We start from the raw sequence: 16,000 nt of genomic DNA, 5'->3' as shown, positions 1-16,000 counted from the left end.
ATAAAGAAGTATTGATAGAAGAGCATTGATAGACTTGTCTAGCTGCTCTCATTGACATTATCAATAATAATATTGGCATGTGGATTGGCTAAGATATCCGTATTCACCTCATCACACTCCACACGATAGATAGTATTGGCTCCTCGATAAATATAGGACAAATACTCACTGTCTAGTAGCGGATCGATATTGGCATAAACAGGTTTGACATGAGCCAGCACTAGCACTCTGTCAGGGCGGCCAAGGACAGCGTCGACATTATCAGGATCAATAGAGAAAAACTTTGGTATCTCGCTATTTTCTATCAACTCTAACGGCTCAGCATCATCCCAAACACGCTTCGCATTTGCAGGCTCTTTCATTTGCATGACCCATGCGCCATCCTGTTGGCTAACTCTGATCTGTGCAGGCTCTTCACTGCTAACCGTATAACACCCTTCAAACACAGAGAGATCTACTGGCGCTGCTACTTCTTTATCCAGTTGCGACCCACCATCATTACAAGCAGTCAAAAATAGCGCACTGCTCACAGCGATACCGACCGTTAGATTTGTCAGACTTTTATAAAAAACGTTTGAGCGTAAGGACATAATAGGATTATCCTGCATTCATGCATTAGACTTTTATGAGAAAAATTACCGTTAAACAGTGATGGCGGATAGCTTGAACTGGTTTTGAAAACAGTTCAAGCGTCACGTAGCGAGGTCAATAAACAGATATTTATTCAGTCAAATAGCCGAGACCTTAACGCTAGCCAGCCTATTTTAACAGAAAACGGAAAGGTTACTATTATGATATGTGGTTTTGCGATTTTGTGCATTACGACTGCCCATCTTAATGATAGATTTGTTATACTCAACCTCAGCATATGGAGTGATAGCCAGAACAAAACGGTAGCAGAATCTCTGTGCTTTGCACTCATCACTTATTAGGTTAATAATTTTTTATGTCAGACAATCGCACCTCAGCACCCTCATTTAATACCAATAACGCGGTAAATCCATTAGCTGCCAAGCCAAACACAACCGTTGCCTATACAGATGGTGCTTGCAAAGGCAATCCAGGTGCTGGTGGTTGGGGTGCACATCTTATTTTTAGTGATGGACGCACACAAGATTTATATGGCGGCGATAAAGAGACGACCAATAATCGTATGGAGCTGATGGGTGCGATACAAGCCTTGACTCATAGCCCACACGAGCACAACCTTGAGATTTGGACAGACTCCAGCTATGTCAAAAAAGGCATCACTGAATGGATTGAAGGCTGGAAAAAAAGAGGCTGGAAAACAGCGAGTAAGAAACCAGTCGCCAACCAAGATCTCTGGCAACAACTAGACAACCTATGCCAACAGCGAGAGGTTGACTGGCACTGGGTAAAGGGCCATGCTGGACATGCCGGTAATGAAAAGGCAGATGAACTAGCCAATCTAGGTGTCACCTCACGCAGTGCGGACATATCGGATACAGACCTACAAGATACGGCTAAAAAAAAACTCAAATAATGACTGATAACGCGCAAAAACCGTCTAACGATGACTGGCTAAGTTTCGACCCATTAGGTCTAGATATAATGGATGACGAAGACCTTGTAGATGATGAGTTCATAGATGACGAGTTCGTAGATGAAGAGTTCATAGATGACGATAACCTCGACGAAGAACCACTAGACAGTCACGACGATAAAAATCACGATGATCAGACGATTAACCAAGATGCCACTATAGGCACGAATGACCATCATGATAATGCTAGCAAACCAATGAGTAATACAGATATGCCAGAAGCTCAAACGCCTATGACTGATACAACGATGAATAACATTACGCCAGATACAGATATGCGTATAGATGCTGATGCACCAAAATTCGATGGTGATACTAGCCGTGCCAATCCACATTTTAAGCCACTGCTACCCAAACCAATAAATCGCCACGAGTCTGATCGCCAGCTCATTATGGATACCGAAACCACAGGGCTTGATCCGTTAAAAGGCGATCGAATCATTGAAGTCGGTATCGTTGAGATGATTGGTCGTAAATTCACGGGCGAAAAACTACATGTTTATATCAACCCGCAGCGCGGTATGGATGACGAAGTTATTCGCATTCATGGTATTTCTCCAGCGTTCTTAACAGACAAGCCTACTTTTGATCAAGTGGCTCAATCACTATATGACTTTATGGACGGTGCCGAGATCATCGCTCACAATGCCTCGTTCGATATGAACTTCTTAAATATGGAGTTTGCAAAAGTCGGTATGACTGACTTTGCCGAACGAGTCCAAGTGACTGACTCCTTATTCATGGCAAAGCAGCAATATCCTGGACAGAAAAATACCCTAGATGCGCTTGTACGACGTCTAAACGTTGGTAAGCAAGACCGTACTTTTCACGGGGCCTTACTGGATTCAGAGATTTTAGCAGAAGTTTATTTGGCGATGACAGGTGGACAGGTCACACTCGCTATCGAAGAAGACGCGCAAACAGATGGCGGACAGACAGCACATGCTAACCTTGCCAATCTAGCGTCTTTACTACTGGCATCACCCAGTGATGAAAATACCCATCAAAACTGGTATACGTCGCTGTCAGAAGACTACCCTGCTCTCAAAACCTATATGTAGTCGTCATTTAAATGACTTGCGATATCGACATTTGTACAATATAGTCTTGATTATTGTTATATAAAGCGTCAAAAAATTATTAATAAATGCTTTTTTAATCGTCATTCAAACCATTGCTATTCTCATCAGTACATTATGGAAACTCCTTATGGACCAGTCTGCGCAAATGAAATTAACCGCCCCAACGCTTAGTGTCACTGACTTCAACCTACCGTCACTGCATCTATTGCATGATGAAATCATTGTAACTCTTAAAGATACTGAGATTCACCTAAGTGAATTTAATGATGATAATAGTCAGGCGCCTCTGTTATTAGACTCTATCATTGTGCTAAAGCAGCTGTCCTGTATTTTTAAGCTGATCTCTCTGGTTGGTGCAGAAGCGTTGAATACTGCCATCGTAAACGGTTTACAGCGACTGTATGATAATGGTGATAATAACGATACCTATCTGATTATGGATTTGTCAGAAGCCATCATGACACTAGAGCGCTACATAGAGTTTGTACTCTTGACAGAATCGGTCGAGCCGACCTTGTTACTGGATATTATTAACAAGCTCAATGCTCATGGACAACATGCCGCTATTACATCAGACTACTTCTCTGCTTTTGGTAGCAGCAGTGTCGTTATCGCCAATCCTGAAAAAAACTTTCAGCCACTGAACGAGCTTAATCTAGACAGTGAGTTATTAACTTACGCTTATCGCAGTGGCCTTGGTGTTGCATTGCTTAATCAAGATGGCAATATTAGCCCAGACGATCAGCAGAAACTTGATGGTATGAGTGCAGCGTGTGCCTTGATAGCGGCAAATACCAGCAGCCTGTTTTGGCAAGCAGCCAATGCAGCGGTTACTAATATAGCCACTATATTACCGCTGAACCTTAACCAGAAACATACCCTTATTTATTTAGAGCAGCAATTCCAAAGCTACTTACCAGTGATGGATAAACGCTTTGCTGACTTGGTCAGTTTTGCATGCCAGCGCGATAATGAAGCAGCACAACAGTTGCGTGAGCAGTATGCTAAAAATCAGTTGGAAGCCCCTCAGTTTGAGCAAATGAAACGCTTTTTGTTCGGCCCTAATCGTGAGCTGACCGATACGTTGAACAGCATCATTCAAACCCAAATTAATACCATTAAAGAAAATGTCGATAGCTATACGCGCGGTGATTCGATCAATCCTGTTGATGCACAGACAGCCCAGATTATTGAAGAGCTAACAACGTTGAGCTCGGCGCTGTGCTTGCTTGGTCTATCAAATTCAGCCAATAGCCTCAGCACAGCAGCAGCAGCTGTAGGCAAGTGGCAAGCACCGTCGCCTGACGATTTTGATCATCTGCTACTGGCATTGATGCATGCTGAAAACGCTGCTATTGCGATGGCAGAAATGCATACGCCAGGGGCGATTTATTTGCCACTTAACAACCCTCATATCTCGTTGCATCAACTCAATACGGCACACGATACATTGATACAAGAAAGTCGTAGCGCGATTGCCAGTGCTGAACAAGCCATCAATGATTATTTGGCTGAGCCAGAGCGTGATATGCTTAATATTCAAAATATTCCTGAAATGATGCGTCAAGTCTCAGGGGCGGTACGCTTTTTACAACTACCCACACCAGCAAGTATGCTAGGCCAGCTAGCAAATTATCTAGAGCAACGTATCGAAGGCGGACAACGTATCGAAGATAATACGCTAGCGTGTGTTGCAGATGTAATGATGGCAGTCGATCATCATTTGGATGGTTTTGAAAACAATCGTCCTGTTAGCAAGCAAGCACTTGATGTGGGTCAGCAAAGCTTGAGCCATTTACTCGCTGCCTAGTAATTCAACTTTTTAATAATTAAATCCCTATCTTTGTGGTCGCTTCTTTGCTGCCACAAATCCTCATTTATATCTCTTACTGTAAGCCAGTGTGTATCTATATGGATACGTACTGGTCTCGAACTGTTTGGAACTCTATATGACCAACGCTTTTGTATTTAATGACGATGCCATTTTATGCCGTCAGACCCCTAATGGTTGGTGGCCTTTACAGCTTCAATTACCACCATTCAACAATAAAAATGCAGCAAGCGATGACTATCAGCAAGCTTATCAGCTGGGGCATGTAACCCTAGTCCCAAGCCTAGCACCAAGTCATTGGCAATCAGCAGATCATGCCAATGGCTCTAAAGATATTCCTGAAAATACTTATAAAAGCCCACAGGAAAATACAAACAAAAGCGCCGGTAATTTAGTCAATTCCGAAGTAGATAATGAATATACCTTTACTGCACAAGCAGCCAGCGCAATTACTTATGATTATGCAGTGGCATATAATATTGCACTGCCTATTATCGATGAAAGCGATGAAAGTAGTGGTAACGCCTTTATTCCTTATCGTCAACTAATGGCTCATCTGCCAGTTGCTTTGTCAGATCAAATTAGCCAAGCGATACAGCTATTAAGCTGGCAAGCAGATACACAGTTTTGTAGTCGCTGTGCTAGCCCTACTGTACATGCTGACCAAGGTGAACGTGCCATGGTCTGTCCAGTATGTCGATTGCGCCAGTATCCTCGTGTGCAACCCTGTGTCATTACTGCCATTACCCGACCAAACCCAATGACAGGTGAAATGCAAATTTTGCTCGCGCATCATCACCGTCATGGTCAGCCAACTATGTCGCCTATGTATGGTTTGATTGCAGGTTTTGTGGAGGTTGGAGAAAGCCTTGAGCATGCAGTCGTACGCGAAGTCGCAGAAGAGGTAAATATTAGCGTATCAGATATTAGCTATGTGAGTAGCCAACCATGGCCGTTTCCTTCTAACTTGATGCTGGGTTTTCGTGCCTCTTACGCCAGTGGTGATATCATAATTCAAGAAGAAGAGCTGGCACATGCTGACTTTTTTGATGTTTCTAACCTGCCTAAAATACCGCCAAAAGGCAGTATTGCTCATGAGCTCATTGCGCAAGTTATGCGCGAACAAGGCATGCCAATTTAGTTTTTACTCTTTAACACTGATTATAGTCGAAGCCTTTTACACCGCAACCATTTACAAGTGCTTTGACTATATTTATTCTAATACTCTCCACAAAACTCACATTAGCAAAGAAAACGAGTGCAGGTACATGCATTGTGCATTGTAGACCAAACGAGTTTGATACGGCTGAGTTTTGGGTTTGGTATAATGTCAGCACTTATCACTGATAGCAAGGTCATTAATTCAATGCAAAGTAGCACCACTATCCGCTTAGTCAATTTACCTATATTGTTCGATACATTGAGCTTAGAAACATTACCTGCGGATATACAAGCACAAATCTCGCATATTGATGCTTGTCTACCGCAAACACAATGTGGGCTTTGCGAGCATCCAGATGGCTGCTTGCCGTATGCTGCCGCTATCGTGCTAGAGGGTGAGTCATACAATAAATGCGTGCCTGGTGGTCAACCCGTTACTGATGCAATCGCGCAAATTATCGATATCAATAGCTATGAAGCGACACTTAGCGTTGCGCCTTCTCAGTGGCCAATAGACGCCACCTCTGAACGCCCAACAGAGGTACGTGCTGTTATCCGGGAAGATGACTGTATTGGCTGTACCAAATGCATCCCTGCCTGCCCAGTGGACGCCATCGTCGGCACTGGCAAGCACATGCATACCATCTTTACTGACTTGTGTACGGGATGCGAGCTGTGTATCGCCCCTTGCCCAGTCGACTGCATCGATTTAGTCACTGTTGAACGTGACATCTCTGAGCCTGAGCGAATAGCAGAGCAAGAAGATTTAAGACAGCGATATCACACTCACTTAAGACGCGTCACCGAACAGCTCGCTGATAGTAGCAACAGTAGACCTGTGGTCAGCATGGTCGAAGCAAAACTAAACAATGCCGCCAGTCAGTCTTTAGATATCAGTGAAGAACAAGCAAAGAATACTATTGCAGCAGCCAAGATACGTAGCAAAATTAAAAAGCTAGAGAAACAGTTGAGCGTTCGTGCGAATGATCAAAAGCAAGCCGATCTTGAAGCGCTACAAGCGGAGCTATCACAGCTCTAATCGTGCAACATGCGATTCATACAATAGTATGAATGATAGACGATTGATAGGACAGTACAGCAAACACCATATACATCACGTAAAGAACTCGATAGCCAACAGTTTGAATAACTGACCGCCAAAATAGTAGTAAAGATACCATGAGTAAAACCGTCAAACACAAAACAGCTGATACACCGCCATCCAGACGAATGCCCAATCGTGACGTGCGCCCATTTTTTGAGAAGCTGGCAGTGACCATTGACGAGCCCGTTACTGAGCTCAATTATGACAGCAATTTTGAGTTATTAATTGCGGTGATATTGTCCGCACAAGCAACAGATGTGAGTGTCAATATTGCCACTCAGCAGTTATATCCAGTGGCGAATACGCCGGAGGCAATATTGGCGTTAGGTGAAGACGGTCTAAAATCTTATATAAAAAATATTGGCCTATATAATGCCAAAGCCAAAAATGTCATCAAAACCTGCCGAGATTTGATTGAGAAATTCGATAGTACCGTCCCTGACAATCGCAAAGATTTAGAATCACTGGCGGGCGTTGGGCGTAAAACAGCCAATGTCGTTTTAAATACCGCTTTTGGTCAGCCCACTATGGCGGTCGATACTCATATTTTTCGGGTGGGGAATCGCACTGGTCTCGCTACTGGTAAAAACGTGCTAATTGTCGAAAATAAACTGCTTGAGCGCATACCCGACGATTTCATCGTTGATGCACACCATTATCTTATTTTACACGGGCGCTATACTTGTCAAGCGCGTACACCGAAATGTGGTGCCTGCCCTGTCTATGATGAATGTATGTTTAAGGATAGGGCCGCGTTTTTAGAGTTATAATGACCATTGATTGTTTGCCGTTTAATCAATGTGTGTTTTACTTTTATGAACAGATAGTATGTTGATGCTGTGATGACATGACATGACAGAGTGCCATAACATGATGTCTTGTTTTTATAAAAGATACTTTCAAGTACGGGGGCCACATGCATACGATTACCGCGCTAGTGTTCGATGATTTTGAAACCTTAGATTTGTTCGGACCTATTGAGATGTTTGGGAGCTTGCCTGAGCATTATCGTATTCAATTTACCTCGATGGCTGGTGGCATCATCCGCAGTAAGCATGGCGTACCTATGCAAACAGTCGCTGTCAGCAAGTTAGCATATCAGACGGATATTGTTTTAGTACCGGGCGGGCTTGGTACGCGGCAGCTAGTCTACAATCACTCCTTTTTGCAAACGTTAACAACCCTCACTGATGAGGCTGATTGGGTACTTAGCGTCTGTACTGGTAGCGCCTTGTTAGCGAAAAGCGGTGTATTGAACGGTAAGCGAGCCACCTCTAATAAAATGGCATGGCAATGGGTAACATCTCAATCTAATAAGGTCTATTGGGTAGCGCAAGCACGCTGGGTTGTTGATGGGAAATTCTATACTTCATCAGGTGTGAGCGCTGGTATGGATATGGCGCTTGGCTTTATCGCCGATAGACACAATATAGATACCGCACGTCAAATCGCTAACCATACCGAATATCGGTGGCAAGAGAATAGTGGTATGGACGAATTTTACCGCCCTTAATCCATAACCAGTTACTTCACAACACCATCCATTGCTAGAGTTTTGCCTCGATACACGGTAAAATACGATAATTTTTTGATTCCTTTTCGTCTTTTCATTTAGATATATTTAATAATGACTGAGTTCGTAGACTACAGTCCCTGCAATTAAGCGACCCTTTTATGCGTGAATACAACTTATTTACCTCAGAATCTGTAAGCGAAGGTCATCCTGACAAAATGGCTGACCAAATCTCAGACGCCATCCTTGACGCTATCTTACGTGAAGATCTACATGCACGTGTGGCATGCGAAACCTTAGTGAAAACCGGCGCTGTGATACTCGCAGGTGAAATCACCACGACAGCAAATATCGATTTAGAGCGTCTTGTGCGTGACACCGTAAATGGCATTGGCTATCACCATTCAGACTTAGGTTTTGATGGCGAGACTTGCGCAGTGATTAACATGCTCGGCAAACAATCTCCTGAGATTGCCCAAGGTGTCGATCGTAGCGACCCTGAAGAGCAAGGTGCAGGCGATCAAGGCTTGATGTTCGGATATGCCAGTAATGAAACCGAAGTATTAATGCCAGCGCCTATCGAATATGCGCATCGTTTGATGGAGCGTCAGTCTGAGCTACGCCGCGCAGGAGATCTGCCTTGGTTACGCCCAGATGCCAAAGCACAAGTTACGCTAAAATACGATGGTAATAAACCTGTAGCGATTGATGCAGTGGTATTATCAACGCAACATGATCCTAGTATTTCACAAGCCGATCTACAAGAAGCGGTCATGGAATCTATCATCAAACAAGTACTGCCTGCTGAGCTTTTACACGCCGGTACACGCTATCATATCAATCCAACTGGTAAGTTTGTGATTGGCGGCCCTGTTGGTGATGCTGGTCTGACTGGTCGTAAAATCATTGTCGATACGTACGGCGGTATGGCTCGTCATGGCGGCGGTGCTTTCAGTGGTAAAGACCCTTCAAAAGTAGATCGCAGTGCGGCTTACGCGGTACGTTATGTGGCAAAAAACATCGTCGCAGCAGGTCTTGCTGATCGCTGTGAAGTACAAGTTAGCTATGCAATCGGTGTCGCTGAGCCGACCTCTATCTCTGTCAATACGTTTGGTACTAGCAAAATCAGTAACGATGAAATCATTCGTCTGATTCGTACGCATTTTGATTTGCGTCCTTATGGTATTACTCGCATGCTGAACTTATTACAGCCAATGTATCAGCAAACTGCTACCTTCGGTCATTTTGGTCGTCAAGGTTCAGAAACTGCCTTTACATGGGAAAAAACAGACAAAGCTGAAATCTTGAAAGCAGACGCTGGTTTATAAAATCCTTGCTTTAACTTATTTACAAACCGTTTTTAGAAATTTAATTTACTGATACTTATTAGGAGCAGCTCATGTCTCAAGACACGACTCAAGGCAACGAAGTTGATACCAACGTTGAGATTACCCCTGAAATGCAGGCATTTTACCAACGTGCTGATGCCATCATCGGTATTGCAAACAGCCAGCTAGGTCCTGAAGCACATTCAGGACAAGTAGGCGCTTCTTTATTGTATGCAGCCGCCCGTTATAGCGCGTCAGTCGCTTCTATCGGGTTTGTCAAAGGCGATGATTTTGCCAAAGAAAAAGACGATATCGTTGAATTTTATGTGAAGCAATATCGCCAAATGCTAAGCGACAATCTAACGGATTATGCGCAAAATTTTGATAAATATGTTCAGCTTAATCAAGATGACAAAGCAGCAAAATAGTACGATAGCGTTTCGCTAAATCTTGCAAAGCGATGAAAGCCATTATAGTAATAAAAATTAAACCCAAGCTTATGATTAAGCTTGGGTTTTTTGTTCATCATGATTTAGTAGATGACTGCTCATAAATAGGCTACTATGGATGGAAACCACTTGATTCATAACATGGTTGAAGCTGACTATCGATAAAAGGGATTTATCGAACTTTATCTTCTATAAGGACATATTATTATGAACCACTTACTCAAATCATGGCGATCATGCGTGTCATTGCTAGGCTTATCCGCAGCCATCGCGTTAGCTGGCTGTAGCAATATCCAAGGCATTGATACGCCTGATACAGCCACCTACCCTATTCACAGCACTGAGCATCACCAACCGATATCTAGCGACAATCCTTTTACCAAATGCCCACCATATAATCCTGAGCAAACGATGTGTACCGCACAATACGATCCTGTCTGTGTCAAAGTGAAAACTGATTCAGGATTTAATTATCGTACTGCGGGCAATTCATGCTCAGCATGCGGTACAACGACGGCATTAGGCTATGTGAAAGGACAATGCTCATAACCTTGCAGATATAATCAATCCTCTATAAAAGAGTGACAGCGTTAACCTCGCTTAAAGTATCACTTATACACCTGCACTCGGTTGCCTTGTATCCAAATTATATTGAACCGACTATAGATAATTTAGATTAAAATTAAAAATAGCTGAATGATATAAAAAGCCCCCACTTAATCATAAGTGGGGGCTTTTAAATATTACTTTCGATTAACTTATTATTTAATTTTTAGAGTCTTCAAGATCAAGCGGACCTGTTAGCAAGTCTTCATCACGGAACTCGTTGGCTGAGTTATGCTCTGCTGACTCTTCGGTGACGAACCATTGCTGATTACGATATAGTATCAGACGATCTCGACTCAAGCCTCGTAGTAACGAATACATCATAATAACGATGACGATAGCGAAAGGGAAACCCGAAACGATAGAGGCTGCTTGCAGGGCACTCAATCCGCCTGCTGTCAACAGTACGGCCGCAATAACACCTTCTGTACCTGCCCAAAACAGACGCTGAATCTTTGGTGGATTGGCATCGCCACCAGAGGTCAACATATCAATCACAAAACTCGCTGAATCTGACGACGTCACAAACCACAAGACAATCATCACGACAATGAGTAAGTTAACGGCTGAGGTTAATGGGTAAGATTCCATCAGCTTGAAGATAGCACTGCCTGTATCTGCTTGTACCGCTTCGACAAGACCAGGACTCACCATACTAGGATCGGCTGCTGCCATCAGTTCCATATGCACCGCTGAACCACCGAAAGCGGTAAACCATAGGAACAAGATGGTAATAGGAATCAACAACACCCCTAATATAAACTCACGAATGGTACGACCACGAGAGATACGAGCGACAAACACCCCGACAAAAGGTGACCAGCTGATCCACCATGCCCAATAGAATATCGTCCATGAAGACTGCCAATTATCCTGACCTTCATAAGACTCAGTCCAAAGCCCTAAGGGTACAATTTCATGTAAATAGTTACCAACATTTTCGACAAAACTATTAAAAATAAACTGCGTAGGGCCTAATATAATCACAAAGCTCAGTAGCACAATGGTGAACAAGATATTGATATCACTCAAACGCTTGATACCTTTATCTAGTCCCATAAACAGTGACAATCCTGCCAGCACCGTAATCAATGCAATGAGAATAACCTGAACGGTCGTGTTATTAGGAATACCAAATAAAGTCTCAAGACCTGAGTTGATCTGTAACACGCCTAAACCGAGTGTCGTCACGACACCAAACATCGTGCCAAACACTGCTAGCGTATCCACCGTATGGCCCCAGCCCCCATATATTTTTTTACCCAATATAGGATATAGTGTCGAACGGATGGCTAATGGCAAACCCACTCGGTAGTGGAAATAAGCCAATGACAAAGCGACCATACCGTAGAGCGCCCACACATGTAAACCATAATGTAGAAACGATATATTCATCGCTTGTTTGGCGGCAGCGACCGTTTCAGCTTCTCCTAATGGCGGTGCCATAAAATGGTACAACGGTTCAGCTGTTCCCCAATAAAGCAGCCCAATACCGATACCAGCGGAAAACAACATGCCAATCCAAGATAATAGGTTATATTCTGGTTTTTCATTTTGATGACCAAGCCTGATATCGCCATAGCGACTAAATATCATATAGATGCTCATCACCAATGTTAAGTTGACAACCACAATAAAAAACCAGCCAAAGCGTAAAGACACAAAGGCTTTTGCATGACCAAAGACCAGCTCTGCTTGCTCACTAAAGAGAGTGCCGAAGATAATAAACGCAAGAATTAACAACGCTGAAGTTAAAAACACGGGTTTACTTACCCGCGGAAAAGGGCCTAATCGACCAACTTTCACATGATCCATGTCGTAATCTCAATTTTTTGGGGTGGCTACCTTAACAAGATATGCGCAAACTATCAAATCTAAGCAGATATTCATTACAATTGAAAATATAAAAAACCCCAAAATACCTGCGTATTTTAGGGGTTTTTTCGAACGTCACTACTAATCAGTGCAACTTAATTAACAATAAATTCTGCAACAATTATTAGGGCGTGTCCTCATTTTAAAAATGGTGATAAAAATGAGATAAATTGCAGTCAAACAAGGAAAATAGCGCAGATAATATCGAGATATTAGTCAGCTATTTGACGCCGTTTGGCAAGATTTAGCCATTTTTAACCCATTTAGATAACTATCGATTGAATTGAGGACACGCCCTAGTTATCTTTGATAATTAGTCACCATCTACAATCTTAGGTGGCCCTTTTAACAAGTGCTCATCAACGAATTCATTCGCTGAATTATGGTCTGCTGATTCATCAGTAATAAAGCCTTGCTGAGCTCGATATAGAATCAGACGATCACGACTCAAACCTCGTAACAACGCATACATCATGACAAAAATCACTAAGGCAAACGGTAGTCCGGCTACGATAGCCGCCGCTTGTAAGGCAGATAGTCCACCAGCCGCTAGCAATATAGCAGCGATAACGCCTTCTGTTGTTGCCCAAAACAAACGCTGAATCTTTGGAGGATTGGTATCACCACCAGCGGTCAGCATATCGATAACAAAACTGGCCGAGTCTGATGAGGTCACAAACCATAGCATGATCATAACCACAATCAGTAGCGTAATCGGTTTTGCCAATGGGTAGTACTCAACCAACTTAAAGATGGCACTACCAGAATCCGCTTGTACTGCTTCAACCAATCCTGGGCTGATACCCGACACAGCAGAAGCAAGCTCCATATGAACAGCAACGCCACCAAAAGTCGTAAACCAGAAGAACAAGATAAGCATTGGGATCAACAACACCCCAAGCGTAAATTCACGGATAGTACGACCGCGAGAGATACGGGCAATAAAGATACCAACGAATGGTGCCCAACTAACCCACCATGCCCAATAAAATATCGTCCAACTACTTTGCCAATCTGTCCCGCTATAAGACTCGCCCCACGTACCTAGTGGTACAATCACGGTCAGATAGTTGCCGATGTTTTCAATAAAGCTATCAAAGATAAACAGCGTCGGCCCTAAGATGACCATAAACGCCAATAAGACGATTGTGAATCCAATATTTATATCACTAAGGCGCTTAATACCTTTGTCCAAGCCCATCATAACAGAAGCGGCTGCAAGCGCTGTAATAAACGCAATCAAACCAAACTGTACCGTAAGACTATTAGGCGTACCAAACAACTTCTCTAGTCCAGAATTGATCTGCATCACGCCAAGACCTAGTGAGGTAACCACGCCAAACATCGTACCGAACACTGCCAAGATATCGACCGTATGCCCCCATCGGCCATAGATTCTTTTGCCGAGCAAAGGATACAGAGTTGATCGAATCGATAACGGCAACCCACGACGGAAATGGAAGTACGCTAAAGACAGCGCCACAACCGTATAGATACCCCAAGCGTGTAGACCCCAATGCATAAATGAGATGTTCATCGCTTGCTTTGCAGCTGCTACCGTTTCGGCATCGCCCATTGGTGGTGCCATAAAGTGATACAACGGCTCCGCTGTACCCCAATAAACTAAGCCAATACCAATACCTGCAGAAAACAACATACCAATCCAAGAGAACAGATTGTACTGTGGTCGCTCCGTTTGATTGCCTAGCCGAATGTCGCCATAGCGACTCATTGCCAAGTAAATACAAAGCGCGAGCGCCGCATTGACTAAGAGAATAAACAGCCAACCAAACTTATCAGTAATGAAATTTTGTAAAAAACTAAAGACGGCCCCTGCTGTTTCAGTGAAAAGTGCACCAAAAATAATGAATCCAATTATCAACAGTGACGATGTAATAAACACAGGTTTACTCACCCGTGGAAAAGGTCCTAATCTGCCTACTTTTACTTCTTCCATGTGCAAGTCTCAAAATCCAAGGAACATTACCTTAACAAAATAGGCCTTAACTATCAATCTTTTACAAAATAAAGCTTGATAAAACAGTTAATTTAATCTAAAAGATTTAATAAATTTATTTAAAATAATTGAATAAACTAAGAAATCAACACTACCTTCTTAGAACGCTAGCATGATGTTATTTAGGCAATAATCTGAGTAATTGACCATCATTACCATCTTCTAACACCCAAACGTTACCATCTACCGCCAGTACACTACGAATACGCTCCCCCATATCATAGCGATAACGTTCAGAAGCTGTGTTGTCATCATTCATACTCACCACAATGAGCGCTTTGGATGACAAACCACTAATCAGCACATTGCCTTGCCATGCTGGAAAATCATTCTCTGTACCCGCAGAATAGAGGCTCATCGATGAAGGTGATATAACTGGTGTCCATGTGATTTTGGGTGCTTCGAACTCAGGCTGAGTATCATGATCAGGGATATCAATACCTGAATAATTACGGCCGTTAGACACGATCGGCCAACCATAGTTATTGCCTTTTTCAATCAGATTAAACTCATCTCCGCCTCTTGGCCCCATCTCGTGCGCCCATAACTTACCGCTGTCATCAAATGCCATACCAAGCACATTACGATGGCCTACTGTCCAAAACTGCTTAGCTATACCATTGCCAGTATCGATAAATGGATTGTCTGCTGGGGCGCTGCCATCAGGATTTAGGCGTATTATCTTGCCCAAGTTGACACTCATATCTTGAGCTGGGGTTTTTTCTTGGCGCTCGCCTGAGCTGATGTATAAATATTGTCCATCAGGTGAAAACAAGAGACGATGGCTGTAATGTCCTTGCCCTTTTACTTTTGGCGACTGCTCCCAGATTGGCGTAATGGCTTGCAAACTTGGTGTCGTCGTTTCTAGTCCTGAGAGCGTTGCTTTGATGACTGTCGCACCGAATTTATTACTATCTGCACCCTCACCTGCTTCAACGTAGCTGATATAGAGATTATTGGAACTAGAGAAATCTGGTGACACTATGATGTCTCCCAAGCCACCTTGACCACCGTAAGCGACTTTTGGTACACCAGTCACTGGTGTCTTCGCACCTGTCTCGGTATCGACCACGAATAATTCACCTGTCTTTTGTGTCACCAAGATTTTTTGTGGTGAATTATCCACTTTAGGTAACGCTATCATTGCCCAAGGTTCATCAAAAGTAGTGATTATTTTAGTGACAAATTCTGGTTTATCAGCGCTCATGGACGAACTAGCATCTGAGGTTTTGGCTTCTTTGTATTCTGCCAAATCTTCATTGGTATTAACTACCGACTGATTGGAACACGCCGACGTGCTGATCAACAATGTCGCTACTATAATCGGTAAAGTTAACGGCGCACTTAAATATTTTTTATTGATTATCGCCATGTTGTCATCTCCTTGTATTTTGCATTCCTCTTATGAGCGCTTATAGTCGGTGAACTACTAAACCGCTACGGCGTTACCCTCCTTAGATGTACGACTT

The 16,000-nt window shown here is 43.1% G+C and carries 12 protein-coding genes and 1 pseudogene; 9 read left to right on the top strand and 4 right to left on the bottom strand.

The window, feature by feature from the left end:
* Window positions 1-38: 38 nt before the first annotated feature.
* Entirely contained in the window at window positions 39-590 is a 552-nt protein-coding gene (locus DFP82_RS05730) for a hypothetical protein (RefSeq protein ID WP_227681437.1), read from the bottom strand.
* A gap of 356 nt (window positions 591-946) precedes the next feature.
* On the opposite strand from DFP82_RS05730, the pseudogene dnaQ reads away from it, so the two are divergent.
* The 9 genes and pseudogenes from dnaQ to DFP82_RS05685 all read left to right on the top strand — a co-directional run bounded on the left by dnaQ (window position 947) and on the right by DFP82_RS05685 (window position 10,582).
* Window positions 947-2,625, top strand: a pseudogene (gene dnaQ / locus DFP82_RS05725) (DNA polymerase III subunit epsilon).
* 148 nt (window positions 2,626-2,773) lie between these two features.
* Window positions 2,774-4,456 (top strand): hypothetical protein, encoded by a 1,683-nt coding sequence (locus DFP82_RS05720; protein WP_110922769.1) that lies wholly within the window; start codon window positions 2,774-2,776, stop codon window positions 4,454-4,456.
* Window positions 4,457-4,595: 139 nt separating this feature from the next.
* Window positions 4,596-5,618, top strand: coding sequence for an NAD(+) diphosphatase (gene nudC / locus DFP82_RS05715; protein WP_110922768.1), 1,023 nt, complete (start codon window positions 4,596-4,598; stop codon window positions 5,616-5,618).
* A gap of 225 nt (window positions 5,619-5,843) precedes the next feature.
* A complete protein-coding gene (locus DFP82_RS05710; RefSeq protein ID WP_110922852.1) occupies window positions 5,844-6,677 on the top strand; it encodes an RnfABCDGE type electron transport complex subunit B in 834 nt (277 codons plus the stop codon).
* A gap of 140 nt (window positions 6,678-6,817) precedes the next feature.
* Window positions 6,818-7,513 carry an endonuclease III gene (nth, locus tag DFP82_RS05705; RefSeq protein WP_110922767.1) on the top strand — a complete coding sequence of 232 codons (696 nt, stop codon included), beginning with the start codon at window positions 6,818-6,820 and terminating at the stop codon, window positions 7,511-7,513.
* Between the two features lie 146 nt (window positions 7,514-7,659).
* The gene (locus DFP82_RS05700) at window positions 7,660-8,256 is read left to right on the top strand and encodes a DJ-1/PfpI family protein (protein ID WP_110922766.1); all 597 of its coding nucleotides are present in this window, start codon (window positions 7,660-7,662) and stop codon (window positions 8,254-8,256) included.
* A 161-nt stretch (window positions 8,257-8,417) separates the two neighbouring features.
* Complete coding sequence (gene metK, locus DFP82_RS05695) at window positions 8,418-9,584, top strand: methionine adenosyltransferase (RefSeq protein WP_110922765.1); 1,167 nt, start codon at window positions 8,418-8,420, stop codon at window positions 9,582-9,584.
* Between the two features lie 71 nt (window positions 9,585-9,655).
* A complete protein-coding gene (locus tag DFP82_RS05690; protein ID WP_110922764.1) occupies window positions 9,656-10,012 on the top strand; it encodes a DUF3144 domain-containing protein in 357 nt (118 codons plus the stop codon).
* Between the two features lie 228 nt (window positions 10,013-10,240).
* Complete coding sequence (locus DFP82_RS05685) at window positions 10,241-10,582, top strand: hypothetical protein (RefSeq protein WP_110922763.1); 342 nt, start codon at window positions 10,241-10,243, stop codon at window positions 10,580-10,582.
* A gap of 216 nt (window positions 10,583-10,798) precedes the next feature.
* On the opposite strand, the gene DFP82_RS05680 is transcribed toward DFP82_RS05685, so the two are convergent.
* The 3 genes from DFP82_RS05680 to DFP82_RS05670 form a co-directional block, all read right to left on the bottom strand.
* On the bottom strand, window positions 10,799-12,454 hold the full coding sequence (locus DFP82_RS05680) for a BCCT family transporter (protein ID WP_110922762.1): 1,656 nt from the start codon (window positions 12,452-12,454) through the stop codon (window positions 10,799-10,801).
* A gap of 373 nt (window positions 12,455-12,827) precedes the next feature.
* Window positions 12,828-14,471, bottom strand: coding sequence for a BCCT family transporter (locus tag DFP82_RS05675; protein ID WP_110922761.1), 1,644 nt, complete (start codon window positions 14,469-14,471; stop codon window positions 12,828-12,830).
* Between the two features lie 178 nt (window positions 14,472-14,649).
* Window positions 14,650-15,903 carry a PQQ-dependent sugar dehydrogenase gene (locus tag DFP82_RS05670; protein WP_110922760.1) on the bottom strand — a complete coding sequence of 418 codons (1,254 nt, stop codon included), beginning with the start codon at window positions 15,901-15,903 and terminating at the stop codon, window positions 14,650-14,652.
* Between the last annotated feature and the right edge of the window lie 97 nt (window positions 15,904-16,000).

The organism is Psychrobacter fozii (assembly GCF_003217155.1).
GTDB classification, from domain to species: Bacteria; Pseudomonadota; Gammaproteobacteria; order Pseudomonadales; family Moraxellaceae; genus Psychrobacter; species Psychrobacter fozii.
The sequence above is the reverse complement of the archived record's forward strand: the minus strand, read 5'-3'. Positions and strand labels throughout refer to the sequence as shown.

Coding starts and splice junctions, on each gene's coding strand:
- DFP82_RS05730 (WP_227681437.1), bottom strand. CDS start 590: ATGTCCTTACGCTCAAACGTTTTTTATAAAAGTCTGACAAATCTAACG.
- DFP82_RS05720 (WP_110922769.1), top strand. CDS start 2,774: ATGGACCAGTCTGCGCAAATGAAATTAACCGCCCCAACGCTTAGTGTC.
- nudC (WP_110922768.1), top strand. CDS start 4,596: ATGACCAACGCTTTTGTATTTAATGACGATGCCATTTTATGCCGTCAG.
- DFP82_RS05710 (WP_110922852.1), top strand. CDS start 5,844: ATGCAAAGTAGCACCACTATCCGCTTAGTCAATTTACCTATATTGTTC.
- nth (WP_110922767.1), top strand. CDS start 6,818: ATGAGTAAAACCGTCAAACACAAAACAGCTGATACACCGCCATCCAGA.
- DFP82_RS05700 (WP_110922766.1), top strand. CDS start 7,660: ATGCATACGATTACCGCGCTAGTGTTCGATGATTTTGAAACCTTAGAT.
- metK (WP_110922765.1), top strand. CDS start 8,418: ATGCGTGAATACAACTTATTTACCTCAGAATCTGTAAGCGAAGGTCAT.
- DFP82_RS05690 (WP_110922764.1), top strand. CDS start 9,656: ATGTCTCAAGACACGACTCAAGGCAACGAAGTTGATACCAACGTTGAG.
- DFP82_RS05685 (WP_110922763.1), top strand. CDS start 10,241: ATGAACCACTTACTCAAATCATGGCGATCATGCGTGTCATTGCTAGGC.
- DFP82_RS05680 (WP_110922762.1), bottom strand. CDS start 12,454: ATGGATCATGTGAAAGTTGGTCGATTAGGCCCTTTTCCGCGGGTAAGT.
- DFP82_RS05675 (WP_110922761.1), bottom strand. CDS start 14,471: ATGGAAGAAGTAAAAGTAGGCAGATTAGGACCTTTTCCACGGGTGAGT.
- DFP82_RS05670 (WP_110922760.1), bottom strand. CDS start 15,903: ATGGCGATAATCAATAAAAAATATTTAAGTGCGCCGTTAACTTTACCG.